The sequence below is a fragment of the Pseudoalteromonas sp. HL-AS1 genome (assembly GCF_031198785.1).
Classification (GTDB): Bacteria; Pseudomonadota; Gammaproteobacteria; order Enterobacterales; family Alteromonadaceae; genus Pseudoalteromonas; species Pseudoalteromonas distincta.
This window is the reverse complement of record NZ_CP133569.1, coordinates 174,376-187,488: the sequence shown is the minus strand read 5'-3', so window position 1 is coordinate 187,488 and position 13,113 is coordinate 174,376. Positions and strand designations below refer to the sequence as shown.

Annotated in this window: 12 protein-coding genes and 1 riboswitch; of the genes, 6 read left to right on the top strand and 6 right to left on the bottom strand. The window is 40.2% G+C overall.

Features of this window, described 5'->3' with window-relative positions:
* Window positions 1-228: 228 nt before the first annotated feature.
* From RB214_RS00905 to RB214_RS00895, 3 genes are all read right to left on the bottom strand, one after another.
* Window positions 229-1,293 carry an OmpA family protein gene (locus RB214_RS00905; protein ID WP_309167973.1) on the bottom strand — a complete coding sequence of 355 codons (1,065 nt, stop codon included), beginning with the start codon at window positions 1,291-1,293 and terminating at the stop codon, window positions 229-231.
* A 389-nt stretch (window positions 1,294-1,682) separates the two neighbouring features.
* A complete protein-coding gene (locus RB214_RS00900; RefSeq protein WP_309167971.1) occupies window positions 1,683-3,092 on the bottom strand; it encodes a protein adenylyltransferase SelO family protein in 1,410 nt (469 codons plus the stop codon).
* Between the two features lie 8 nt (window positions 3,093-3,100).
* On the bottom strand, window positions 3,101-3,799 hold the full coding sequence (locus tag RB214_RS00895) for a DNA-3-methyladenine glycosylase I (protein WP_309167970.1): 699 nt from the start codon (window positions 3,797-3,799) through the stop codon (window positions 3,101-3,103).
* A 191-nt stretch (window positions 3,800-3,990) separates the two neighbouring features.
* A riboswitch (Lysine riboswitch) is annotated at window positions 3,991-4,191 on the top strand.
* Between the two features lie 190 nt (window positions 4,192-4,381).
* Here RB214_RS00895 and dapA point away from each other — a divergent pair.
* The 5 genes from dapA (at window position 4,382) to RB214_RS00870 (ending at window position 9,767) form a co-directional block, all read left to right on the top strand.
* Window positions 4,382-5,266: a 4-hydroxy-tetrahydrodipicolinate synthase gene (gene dapA, locus RB214_RS00890; RefSeq protein ID WP_309167969.1), complete on the top strand. Its 885-nt coding sequence runs from the start codon at window positions 4,382-4,384 to the stop codon at window positions 5,264-5,266.
* A 15-nt stretch (window positions 5,267-5,281) separates the two neighbouring features.
* Complete coding sequence (locus RB214_RS00885) at window positions 5,282-6,022, top strand: 2,3,4,5-tetrahydropyridine-2,6-dicarboxylate N-succinyltransferase (protein WP_002958799.1); 741 nt, start codon at window positions 5,282-5,284, stop codon at window positions 6,020-6,022.
* Entirely contained in the window at window positions 6,022-7,227 is a 1,206-nt protein-coding gene (locus RB214_RS00880; RefSeq protein WP_165743511.1) for a PLP-dependent decarboxylase, read from the top strand. The genes RB214_RS00885 and RB214_RS00880 overlap by 1 nt, the downstream gene beginning before the upstream one ends.
* A 5-nt stretch (window positions 7,228-7,232) precedes the next feature.
* Window positions 7,233-8,354, top strand: coding sequence for a M14 family metallopeptidase (locus tag RB214_RS00875; protein WP_309167967.1), 1,122 nt, complete (start codon window positions 7,233-7,235; stop codon window positions 8,352-8,354).
* Between the two features lie 378 nt (window positions 8,355-8,732).
* Window positions 8,733-9,767, top strand: a complete 1,035-nt coding sequence (locus RB214_RS00870) for a phospholipase A (RefSeq protein WP_165728327.1) — start codon at window positions 8,733-8,735, stop codon at window positions 9,765-9,767.
* A 72-nt stretch (window positions 9,768-9,839) separates the two neighbouring features.
* Here the strand turns inward: RB214_RS00870 and RB214_RS00865 are convergent, their stop codons facing one another.
* Complete coding sequence (locus tag RB214_RS00865; protein WP_309167964.1) at window positions 9,840-10,733, bottom strand: bifunctional GNAT family N-acetyltransferase/hotdog fold thioesterase; 894 nt, start codon at window positions 10,731-10,733, stop codon at window positions 9,840-9,842.
* Window positions 10,734-10,979: 246 nt separating this feature from the next.
* Here RB214_RS00865 and RB214_RS00860 point away from each other — a divergent pair, with 246 nt between their 5' ends.
* Window positions 10,980-11,687 carry a methyltransferase gene (locus RB214_RS00860; protein ID WP_309167962.1) on the top strand — a complete coding sequence of 236 codons (708 nt, stop codon included), beginning with the start codon at window positions 10,980-10,982 and terminating at the stop codon, window positions 11,685-11,687.
* On the opposite strand, the gene dtd is transcribed toward RB214_RS00860, so the two are convergent.
* Both dtd and RB214_RS00850 read right to left on the bottom strand, forming a co-directional pair.
* Window positions 11,684-12,121 (bottom strand): D-aminoacyl-tRNA deacylase, encoded by a 438-nt coding sequence (dtd, locus tag RB214_RS00855; RefSeq protein WP_002961132.1) that lies wholly within the window; start codon window positions 12,119-12,121, stop codon window positions 11,684-11,686. The genes RB214_RS00860 and dtd overlap by 4 nt on opposite strands.
* Window positions 12,122-13,027, bottom strand: coding sequence for a virulence factor BrkB family protein (locus tag RB214_RS00850; RefSeq protein ID WP_002961130.1), 906 nt, complete (start codon window positions 13,025-13,027; stop codon window positions 12,122-12,124).
* Window positions 13,028-13,113: the final 86 nt, after the last annotated feature.

The window sequence follows — 13,113 nt, the reverse complement described above, 5'->3', positions numbered from 1 at the left end:
TACTTATAGTATTCTAACGCGTAATTATAAAGCTTTTATGGATAGATGAAAATCCATCCAGTTGCGCAACTGATTATACCGATTATAAATACTATGAATAGTGGTTGTGGTAAAAACTATTTTCATGAATACTTGTTAAGTAAGAATCATTACCATTAACTAATATTATTTTATTACAGGCATAAAAAAACCCAGCACTTGGCTGGGTTTTTATTACAAACTACTTAATTAACGTAAAACTTTAACGTTTTTGATAGTTTTGATATGCGCTTCTACACGACGGTTTTCTGCGTTTGCAGCTTTAGTGTTTGCATCATTTTTAAGACGCTCTTCACCTAAACCAACTGTAGTAATACGGTCTTCAGCAATGCCATCAGCAACAAGTTGCTTAGCTACAGCGTCAGCACGTTTTTTAGATAACCACTTGTTGTAAGATGCTTTACCTACAGCAGAAGTATGACCTTCTAAAAGAACAGTTGTATCTGGGTACTCTTTTAAGAACTCAGCTACTTTATCGATATCGTTTAAGTACTGTGTAGATACTGCAGATGTATTATTAGGGAAAGTCACTAATAAGCTTACAGTTACTTCTTTATCTTCGTATAAAGTACAACCTGTGCCATCAACTGCATCTGTCATTGGTGTGTTAGGACACTTATCATCTGCATCTGGAATGTTATCGTTGTCGCTATCTACTGGTGCAACTTCAACAATTACTGGCTCTGGAGCTGGTTGAACTGGCTCTTCTGCTACTGAACTTTGACCAAATAAGTAGTTAATACCTAGTTTAGCGTTCACATCGGTATAACCACGGTCAAGACCTTGATAAACAGATGTTTCTGCGTTAACAAATAAGCCGTCTGTAATGAAGTGCTGGTAACCAACACCTGCGTTTAAGAAAGTATTATCTGTTGCTACTTTTACTTCTTTAATACCAAATAAACCATAGAAAGGACCGCCACCAAAGTGGTAAAGTGCATCAACACCAAAACGCTCGCCGTCTACGTCGTTACGATTACCATTAGGAATCGGATTTTTAAGAAATGCATTAAAGTCCATATCTGCATACTCAAGACGTGCACTCCAGTAATCACTGAAACGGTAGCCAACTTCAGCACCCCAACTTGCAGATTCATTAACTTCCAAGTTTTGGTGCATGTTTAAGTTTTTCCAAGATGCATCGTAATAGTCACCGAACACACCAATGTAAAAACCTTCAGTTTTTTCTGCTGCAAATGCCGATGCGCTAGTTGCAGCTAACGCGATTGCGATTGTAAGTGATTTTAATTTCATTGTTTTCTTCCCATTTTAACAATTAAAAAATATAGCTAATTCGTTCTAGCTCAACCAGTTTTATATAGACTAACTGAGCCTTTGTTAATCAATACTTAACGAAAAATAAAGTTTATTACTTTTTTCTATGCCTTGTCACAACACACATCCACTTACTATAGGCGAAATTAAAACTTTATTGAAAAATAAATATAGTAGTTTTTGTAAATTAGTACTTAGCAAGGAAAGTAAGAGCAATTAAATTGAATGCACTTATAAATGCAAAGAAATATTGCTTGCTTTATATTGTGTGCATAATACCACCAGAATTAGCATTCCCCTAGGTATATGCGCATGTTTGATTAAAAAATGACTCTTTTTAATCATGCGGTTATATTTAAAGTTAAGTATTAAGTACCACAAAAAGTCTGGTAGTCATTATCATTAGTCGGTGGAGAGCAAAATTCTGATAATTCTTCACTGTTAGAATATGGATTGCCGGCTATTTTTATAAAGCGCTGTAGCAACTCACTAGACCCAGTAGCGTTATATTGTTCAATTATTTCTTCGATCACATGATTACGCGGTATAACACGAGGATTTGCCGCTCTCATTACTTTATAACTATTATCGTCAGTTAAGCTTACCCACTTAGCTCTCCATTCAATTAGCGACTCAGGTACGCTTTTTTCTCCTTTTAAGGATTCAGTAAGCGCATCAAAGGTGTTGGTGTAGTCGAGCTGATTATCTTTTAATAGCGTTAACAACTCTGCTATTAACTCACCACTACTATCGCTAGATTCATTTAAACCCAGTTTTTGTGCCCACATAGCCGTAAACTCAGCATTAAACTGCTCAGCAAAACTATTAATAAATGGCGTCATTAATAAAACTGCTTGCTCGTCATCATCGCTAATAAGCGGCATTAAACTCTCAGCTAAGCGTGCGCAGTTCCAGTTAGCTATATTAGGTTGATTACCGAATGCATAGCGGCCTTGTTTGTCTATAGAGCTAAATACAGTATCAAAATCAAAGCTATTCATCATGGCACACGGGCCGTAATCAATAGTCTCTCCGCTAACTAGCGTATTATCTGTATTCATTACTCCGTGAATAAAGCCAACACGCATCCAGCTCACAACTAGCTTAACTTGGTTTTTAATCACAGCGCCTAAAAATGCTAAATAGCGCTGCGATCCTGTATCTGTTATTTCTGCGTAGTGTCGCTCTATAGCTAAATCGGCTAAATTTTTAAGCCCTTCAACATCGCCTTGCGTCGCTAAATATTGAAATGAACCAACACGAATATGGCTCGTTGCTACACGCGTAACGATAGCCCCTGCTTGTGGCGGATTACGATAAACCGTTTCGCCACTGCCAACAACCGCTAAGCAGCGTGTGGTTTTAACTCCCAGCGCATGCATTGCCTCGCTCATTACGTATTCACGAATAGCAGGACCAAGTGCACAACGCCCATCTCCCCCTCTTGAGTAAGGAGTAGCACCAGAGCCTTTTAATTGAATATCCCATAACTGGTTTTCATCATCACTAATAGCGCCCAGTAAGTGCGCTCGTCCATCGCCTAAGCGGGGTGAAAAATGTCCAAATTGGTGCCCAGAGTAACCAAGTGCTACTGCAGGAATCGCCTGTTTTTCGTTACCGCTAAAAGTGCTGGCACGCAAATCAGCCGCAACGTTAATATTAAATTGTTTTGCTAAGCTCTCATTCCACAGTAATAGCTGAGGAGAGGCGACACTTGCAGGGAAATCTTCTATTGCGAAGTTTTCCGCAATATCTGTGTATCTTGGCACTAATTTCATGGTAATTCCTATTGTTGCTGACTTATACCAACACGGTTGTCACCTACGCCATAAGCAACAATTAAGCTTAACTCTTGCATACTTAAGCCGCTTTGCTTTTGCATTTCGTTAAAAAAAGCTTGGGCTGCATTTAGTGACTTTTTAGTTTGTAAGCCGCCGTCTATAATTTTATGGGCACGCAAATAATTCTCTACATCGCGTGATAGTAAAAATGTATCTTTACCAAGTGCTCGCAGCGCATAAGGCCCTGTATTTCCGCCTAAACGCGAACCATGTTTTTTTAAATACGCCCACAAACCAATAATATCCTCTGTTGGCCAATTAGCGATAAACTGACTAAAACTGCCATGTTCCCCTGCTATTTCGTGGATCATGTAAGCATTTTCGGTAATTGTTTTTACTTTTTTATAGTTACGAACAATGCGCTCATCCGTTGCTTTTTGTTCCAGCATATCGGGTGGCATCATTAATAACTTGTCAACGCTAAAATCCCAAAAAACCTCTCTAAAGCCCGGCCACTTATTATTTATGACTGACCAATAAAAGCCGCTTTGAAATACTTTTCGAGTAAATTCTTCAAGCCAATCGTCGTCACTTAACGTGCTTAGTTGTTTTTTAGATAGCGGTTTTGCAAGTAATAATTTAAGCATTTTTTCAGAGCCTTTTCGCTCTACCGCTCGCTTATAAATATCGCTAAATTTTTCCATACTAATTAAATACCTCACTACTTATATTGCTAGTGTACGAGAAAAGCACCTAATACGTAACCACCCCTCTTTTCGATGAATTAATCTGTATTTAGTCGCTTGACACCTAGACGGCTAAAATGCTTTAATCGCCGTAATTACCCTATTTAAATTGCACAGGTTTGTAAGTTTTACTCTACAAACAGGTGCAAAGGGCTAGAAGAGGTGCGTTATTCAGGTAGCGTATGTTAGGAGCGCAAACTCCAGTAAGCATACGTGAGGGGAATTAACGCCGAGAAGTAACCACTTTTGCGAGGTGTTTATTTCGGGCGACTAGGTTGAACCCTAGCGACTGTCACCAATAGCTGCTTATAAAAAGCAGCTTGTTAGTTTGGTGGAGAGCTTCTGGTCTTAAATATTAAGGCCGTGCGCCCTATTATTTTAAGCCCATTCGCTCTTCGAATTATTAGTTCGAATGACGTTAATGCGGCTCCTTCCATAAAGCTTTTTAACTCTTCGAATAATACCAATTACATTAAATTAGTTATCGCTAAAATGATCACGTTTTTAATAAAATTGGTACAAATTATAAGTTCGTGAGAGATGATCAACAACTTCAATTTAAACGACTACTCACTGTGGACCGCACTCGTTACGCCATTTGATCAACACGGCGATGTTGACTACAACACGTTAACTAAGTTGGTTAGCGATCAAGAAGCGGTACATAACGGTATTTTGCTACTTGGCAGTACGGGCGAAGGTTTAGCACTAACGCTAAAAGAGCACCAAGCCATTGTTGAGCACGTATGCCAGCTAAAACCAACAGTACCACTCATGATAGCTGTGGGCGGTAGTAACTTAAAGCAACAAATTGAGTGGGTTAACTACTGTAATACACTACCAATTCATAGCTTTTTACTTGGCTCACCGCTTTATGCAAAGCCTGGTGCTATAGGTCAAACTCATTGGTTTGAAAGCCTACTAAATGCAAGCGCTCACCCATGTATGCTTTATAACGTACCGGGTCGAAGCGCTGTTAGCATCCCAGCGGCAACAATTCAAAACTTACAAAACAATAAAAATTTATGGGCGTTAAAAGAAGCGAGCGGCAGTATTGCTCAGTTTGAAGCTTACCGCCAAGCGGCGCCTAATTTAGCTATTTTTAGTGGCGACGATGCGCTAATGCCTTATTTTGCTCAAGCTGGCGCAAAAGGTTTGGTGTCGGTAGCTGCAAATGCATGGCCTGGACAAACTCACGAGTTTGTTAAGCGCAGTTTAAGTGGTCAACACCCTAACTTATTTGCCCAGTGGTCAAGCGCTATTAATAGCCTATTTGCTGTCGCAAACCCTATTCCCGTAAAGGTACTGATGCATTTGCAAGGCCGCTTAAGCAGCCCGCAACTTCGTCCACCTTTAACACATCTTGAGTTAACTCAAACCGATTGCATCACAACTGCAAACAACACCATTTTATCTTGGCATTAAATACAGGTTTTTATAATGAGCTGGTTAGAACTATTAAATAATTTAGAATCGGGCGCAGTACGCGCAGCATCACAAAACGAAAGCGGCCAATGGCAAGCTAACGTAGAAGTAAAGCAAGGCATTTTAGAAGCCTTTAAAAATGGCACTAATACTGAGTTTGCAGGCGGCTTTGTTGATAAACATAACCTAGCTCCGCAAGAATTTAGTACTGATGATGGCGTTCGTATGGTACCAGGTGGCTCAAGTGTTCGCCGTGGTGCTTATGTTGCTAAAGGCACGATTATTATGCCACCAGCGTATGTAAACATTGGCGCATATATCGACGAAGGCACAATGGTAGATAGCCACGCATTAGTTGGCTCGTGTGCACAAGTAGGTAAAAACGTACATTTAAGCGCTGCAGTTCAGCTTGGTGGTGTACTTGAGCCAATTGGTGCCAGCCCAGTAGTGGTTGAAGATGATGCATTTATTGGTGCTGGCTGTATTATTGTTGAAGGCGTAGTCATTAAAAAAGGCGCAGTACTTGCCCCAGGCGTGCGTTTATCAGCAACTATTCCGGTATACGACTGCGTAAACGAGCGCCAACTAGATAAAGGCGAGCCAATCCCAGAGTACGCGATTGTAATACCGGGCTCTCGCCCTGCGTCAAACGAATGGGCGCGCGAGCAAGGCCTAAGCATGTCGTGTGCGTTAATAGTTAAATACCGCGACGAGAAAAGCGATGCATCGTTATTGCTTGAAGAGGTTTTACGATAATGAGCTTTTTGAGCACGCCTATCAAAACCGCTGTAAATACAATTACACAACAACTTGATACCCCTTTTTTTGTTTACGATTTAGATCAACTAAACACGCATCTTGCGCGTTTAGTTGCGCAAACCGATGTAAAACTGTGGTACGCGGTAAAAGCAAACCCACTGTCTAAAATTATTCAAAGCTTAGACAGTGCTGGCTTTAATTTTGACGTAGCAAGTAAAGGTGAGCTTGAGCAAGTACTCGCACAAGGTATTAGCTCGCAGCGCGTGCTCAACACAGGGCCTGCAAAAAGCCCTAAACAAATTAAACACTTTATTGAGCGCGGCGTGCGTATATTCGTAGCAGAAAGCCTCAATCAAGTACGTTGGTTAAACCAACAAGCACAACTACAAAACACGCAGTTACAAGTATTACTGCGAGTGCAATTACGTTGGCCTGAAGGTGAAAAAAACCCTCTGGGCGGCGATAGCCTTACGCCGTTTGGTATGGGTTGTGATGAGTGGCAAGCACTCAATGTAGCTGACTACCCTGCACTTAAATTTGACGGCCTGCATATTTTTCAGTGGGGCAACATGCTTAGCACGCAAAAGCTAAGCGATTTGTGGTCACAAATGATTGCACCTCTTAGCCAACTTGCCAGCGATTTAAATATTAGCCTTAAGATTTTAGATTTAGGTGGTGGTTTAGGTATTCCTTATACACAAAACGAAGCAACACTTGATTGGGATGACTTAATTGCTGCGCTCGCTAAAATTAAAAATGATGCGGGTGTAGAAGAATTATGGATGGAACTTGGTCGCTATGCCGTTGGCGAATGCGGTCATTACGCAAACCCAGTAGTAGAGCGCAAACAAAACTACAATCAAGAACAAGTAATTTTAAGCGGCGGTATAAATCACTTATTACGCCCTGCTGTTACCAGCCAAGACTTTCCTGCTGCATTACTGCGTGAATCCAGTGCTAAAACTCAAGCGGTCACTTTATACGGCCCACTTTGTACAGCGCTTGATTGCTTGGGTGAACATAACTTACCAAGCGATTTAAATGAGCACGACTGGCTAGTGTTTAGCCAATGCGGTGCTTACGGCTTTACCGAAAGTATGCCGTATTTTTTATGCCATGAGCTAGCTGCTGAGTACACCTTGCAAAACGGTACACTTACCTGTGTTCGCCAAGCCGAAAATGCCAGCCATTATTTAAGGTAACAAGTATGAGTAATACAACACACATTAGCCAAGAGAACATTGTAGTAGGGGAAGTTGCAAACGGCTTACCGCTTACAATTCCTGTGTATCGTTTAAAAGGCAATGGCACAGGGCCAAGTGTTTACATTCAGGCCAATATGCATGGCGCTGAAGTGCAAGGTAACGCAGTTATTTTTCAGCTGCTTGAGCAATTAAAACACCTTAACCTTAGTGGCGATATTACCCTTGTACCTTATGCCAATCCGATTGGTTGTAATCAAAAATCTGGCGAGTTTACCCTTGGCAGGTTCGATCCGATTACGGGCACTAATTGGAATCGCATGTATCACTACAATAAAAATTTAGTGGCACAGTTTGCACAAAATCATACTCAGTATGACGACGCTACATTAAAAAGTAACTTCAAACAGGCACTTATTGACGAAGTAGACAGCAAACTTAACGGCCCTGCTTATTTACTCAATACGGGTAAACGCATTGCGCTTAACTTACAAAAGCTCGCTCATCAGGCTGATATAGTACTCGATTTACACACAGGCCCTATTTCAAGCAAGCATCTGTACTGCCCAAGCTATGCAACCGACAGCGCACGTTACTTTAATATTGAACATGTATTGCTTATTCCTAGTGATTTTGACGGCGCTATGGATGAAGCTAACTTTTGCCCATGGTGGCATTTAAGTGATGCACTTAGCGGACAAGGTCGCGAATTATCAATACCTGTAGAAGCATTTACTGTAGAGCTAGGCAGCCAAGAAAAAATAGACTTAAAAGAAGCATTAAACGATGCAAACAGCATTTTAAGTTACTTAAATCACAAAGGCGTATTACAAAACGCACCGCATACGCCAGCTAATATCACTCGTTATGCATGTAATTTAGATGACTACTTTGCCTATTACGCCCCTATTGGCGGCATGGTTGAATACTTAGCCCCACTTGGCGGGCACATTAAAGCTGGTGAGCCTATTGCCAATATTTTACGCATAGAGCGCTACTTAAGCGAGCAGCCACTGCAAACACTCACTCTTGATTGCGATGCAATTGCTATTTTGCACTTTGCCTCAGCGAGTGTTAACCAAGGTACTGAGCTTTATAAGTTTTTTACTAACATATTTGAGCTTTAGCTCACCCTTCTCATTGCGTGAGAGTAATACCAATTGCATTAAATTAGTGATCTATTATAGCGATAAGGAAATAGCTTAATAACAAGGCTAAAATTATGGTACATAGTTGTTCTATATAAATAATTTTTAACGTAGTTAGTGAGTTATTTAATACGCTAGAATGATCATGTTTTTAATAAAATTGGTATAAATTAACTAAAATAGTTAATTTGCATTAGAAAAGCGGCTTAGGCCGCTTTTCTTTTGATCTATACTTACTTTGTATACGTATAGACCTTGTTATAAATGCAAATTCAGTAAAAGTTCACCGTTACATATGTAAAAAGACGTTATAATTAAATTAACGCATACAACAACCCAAACTCACAAGGAATTACAATGAGCTGGCGCCACTGGATAACTCTTTCTGCTTTAATTAGTACCGCTACCTTCGCACAAGAAGAAGTTGCTACAAATGAGCAAGACAACGACATCGAACTTGTAAAGCAGTGTATTTTAAATGAGGTAATTGGCGGAGATGGTAAACAAACATTAGACGATCTTCGTAAAAAGTGTTCAGCTCTTGAAGAAAACAAACAACTTACCGCGCTTGATAAACGCCAAGCTCGTGAAGAAGTAGGTAAAAAAAATAGAAATGTAATTACGCCACATAAGCGTAACTATATTTTGCCTCTTTCGTACGTGTCACACCCAAACGATCGCCCATTTGATGGCTTTGATGCACTAACAGACGATAACGACGGTGAACCGCTCGACAACCTAGAAGCAAAATATCAGCTATCGATAAAAGTGCCTCTTTACGATGATTTTTCGGATAAAGACCAAGCCATATTTTTTGGCTTTACACTGCAATCGTATTGGCAGCTTTATAACTCAGAAATTTCTTCTCCATTTCGTGAGACCAACTACGAACCAGAGATATTTTGGATAAATTATCTCGACCCAGAAAACGTATTATGGGGCGACGAAATGGCAATTGCTTTAGGTATTTCGCATCAGTCAAATGGTCGAAGCCAACCAAACTCACGTTCGTGGAACCGTATTTATGCAGACTTTATCTGGGAAAACAGAGGCTTTGTTTTTAGCTTTAAACCTTGGTACCGAATAGCTGAGGACGAAAAAGAAGATATTTTAGAAGCCAATGGCGACGACAACCCAGACATATATAAATACATGGGTTACTTTGAGTTTAGCGGCGCGTATCGTTTTCATGACCATGAATTTAGCTTTATGACGCGTAACAATTTAAATTCAGATAATCGTGGTGCAATTCAACTCGACTGGTCGTTTCCTTTATGGGGCCGCGTTCGTGGTTATGCGCAATACTTTAACGGTTATGGCGAAAGCTTAATTGATTACAATGCGGATGTAGAACGTATTGGTGTAGGTATATTATTAACCGATCTGCTGTGATACTTCTCTAAGTTTTACGCACAAAAAAGCCAAGCATCGCTTGGCTTTTTTGTGTATTGAACAGCTAAACAGTTATTTTTTTACTACAAACTGCCCTTCAAACTCTGCAACCACGTTATCACCATCGTAAACAGTTACTGGCACTACGTAACTTGCTTTACCGTCGGTTTCTAAATCGCTTAACTTGCCCTTACAGGTTTGTATATCAACACAACCACGTGGGTCGGTAGTAAGCGGTTTTAAGTACTTAATGTTAGCATCGGCTAATACAATATTACCTTCAAGCCCAGCTTCTTTAAGTGCTAAGTACGTAGCCCCCCAACCTGTTAGCGTGGCCAAGCTATAAATAGACCCTGCAAACATAGTGTTATGTAGGTTTAAGTTAGCGTCTAGGTCAGCGCTGGTTGTAAATTGCCAATCAGTATAGCTTTCTACCTTAATACCCATCGCGTCACTAATTGGAATAGACTCACGCCACGTATTTTGTAGTACTTGCGTCCAATTAGGGTGACGAAACCAACCTGGCTCAGACGGTTTTTGCTTTACCATTTTAAAGTGTTGAACATCGCCATACGCTAAATGCGCTTTTTCTTTTAATTCGTAACCGTGGCGTTTATAAAACTCAAGCGCTCGTTCGCGTGCAAACAAAACCAGTTCATCGGCATTTTGTGTCCATGCTATTTTTTCAAGCTCGTGAAGTAATCGGCTACCAATATGCTGATTACGGTTCCCCTCTGCAACTGCCATGTAGCGCACTTGTGCTTGCTCATGACTGTTAAAATGCAAACGTGCTACACCTAGCACTTCGCCTTCTTTATTTTTTATAAAGCGGTGCTCAGAGTCTTGTTCCATATCGTCTTGTTCAGAGCCACGTGGCTCGCCCCAAGGCGCGCGTAATACCTGCCAACGCAATTGGTAATACGCTTGCCAATCTTCGCTACTTTGTGGGGTGCTTACCTGAAACATACATACTCCTGTTATTATATAAGCCGTAAATAAAAGTCAAAAAAGGCTACGGCGCTATACTAATAGTATTGATTATCTACCAAACTAAAAAGCTTAAATAATTAAGTCCGTTGGTATTATTTATGGCAAATACCATACTCCATCTTAAAAAAACTGCAAATACGACTTTGGTGATGGCTGTAAAATAACGTAAAAAATAATGGCAAAGGCCATTGCGCTTTAACGTTGCTAGTTTATGCTGAGAATATGATGGAAAAAATCAATTATATAAATTCACTGACGGGTTTGCTGGGCGATCAATTTATTGAAAATAGCCACAGCATTGGTCAGTTAATCTATTGGCATAAATGCAGTGGCGATCACATTCAAGTACGTGAGCACGAGCCGTTACGCTGGTTACTGATTAACGACACTCTTCAATCTGTTATTGATTTAAATAACCCGGATTTATTACTTTTTCCACATTTATTATGCCTAGGTAAGCATTGGCAGGCTCTTAAGCCGCCACAAAAAGTGTTAGAACTCGGCCTCGGCGGCGGAGCAATTCGTAATTATTTACAACACAAATACCCTAAAGCACAAATAACATCGGTTGAAAAAAACGCCGATATTATTGATTGCTATACCCAATTTTTTTCGTCAAATAAAAATGAGCAACTGCTTTGCGCCGATGCGCAACAGATTTTAAAAAGTGCGCAAAATATTGATTGGATTATTTTAGATTTGTTTAGCCAGATAGATGCACCTCGATTTTTATTTGAAGAGGCATTTTATAAAAAAATTTACTCGGCTTTAAATAACAACGGTGTGCTATTTATTAACTTTTTATCGCAGCATGAGTCGCAATTAAAACAACTTCAACAGCTATTACTCGATGTATTTGGTTGTAACATTAGCCCGCAAAAAATTACGGGCTATGTAAATCATATTGTCGTGGTTACTAAAAAAGTTTAAACAGATAAGTTAAACGTCACGGGCCCATCGTTACACAAGCTTACTTGCATATCGGCACCAAACTCACCTGTGGCTATTGTAAGCCCCAACTCTTTAGCTTGAGCAACAAAGTACTCGTAAAGCTCATTAGCTTGGCTTGGGGTTGCCGCAGATGAAAAGCTAGGGCGCATACCCTTTTTAGTATCAGCCGCTAGCGTAAATTGCGAAACCACCAGTAACTCACCTTTAATATCTTTAAGGCTTAAGTTCATTTTGTCGTTTTCGTCAGTAAAAATACGATAATTACTTACCTTGTGTAAAAGCTTATCGGCCGTTTGCGTATCGTCGTGCTTTTCAACGCCCAGTAACAACAATATACCTTGGCTAATTTCGCCTACCACGTGGTTGTTAATTTCTACTTTGGCATGCTTTACGCGTTGTATTAAACCTTGCATTTAAACTGTGTCCTTTACTGCTGGTTCATCATCTTCTAGTTCAAGTTCTGGTGTTTCTGGAATATCATTTGGGCTAATACACGCAGTAAATTCAGCGCCAAGCAAAACAACTACCCACGATAAATACACCCATACAAACAAAATAGGAATGGTTGCTACTGCCCCGTAAATAACTTCGTACGACGGAAAATGACTAATATAAAGTGCAAACCCTTTTTTAGTCAGCTCAAACAAAAGTGCCGCAAAAAAAGCGCCAGGTATTGCTGCTCTGAAAGATACACGCGTATTAGGCACTAAGGTGTAGAGCATAATAAAGCCCACCATCGAAATCCCATACGGCAATAACTTTAACAAAAACCCGCTAAACCCAGGAATACCCTGATCAGCAAACGATACCAAAGATACAATATAAGAGGTAACCCCAATACTCGCTCCGAGTAATACAGGCCCTAAGCTCAAAACCATCCAATACACAGCAAATGAGATCATCATCGGGCGTTTTTTCTTAATTCGCCAAATTCGATTTAGTGTGGCATCTACATTACGTATTAACAGCAAGGCTATTGCAGCTAAAAAGCCAATACCTACCGCCGTCATTTGATTAGCGTTACCGGCAAAGGAGCTAATGTGCTCTCTAATAACATCGGTAGAGGTAGGGACAAAGTTGGTAAACAAAAAGCTCTCAATTTCCATGCGAGTAGATTCAAAGCCCGGAAAAGCTGAAAATATAGCAACACCCACCGCAATTAATGGCACTAACGAAAGAAGGGTTACGTAAGCAAGGTAACCTGCATTAACCGTTATTTGATCGTCTATACACCGATTAAAATACTGCATCCACCAACCAGGCTGCTGGCGTATAAAGGACTTAACTTGCTGTTTGTAATGTGAGAGCTTATCATTCATACAATTGACTTGTGCTTATTTAGTTTTGATTATAATAACAATCAGCGCCATAATTTACAGCACTAACGCTCGTAAACAGGAATTCA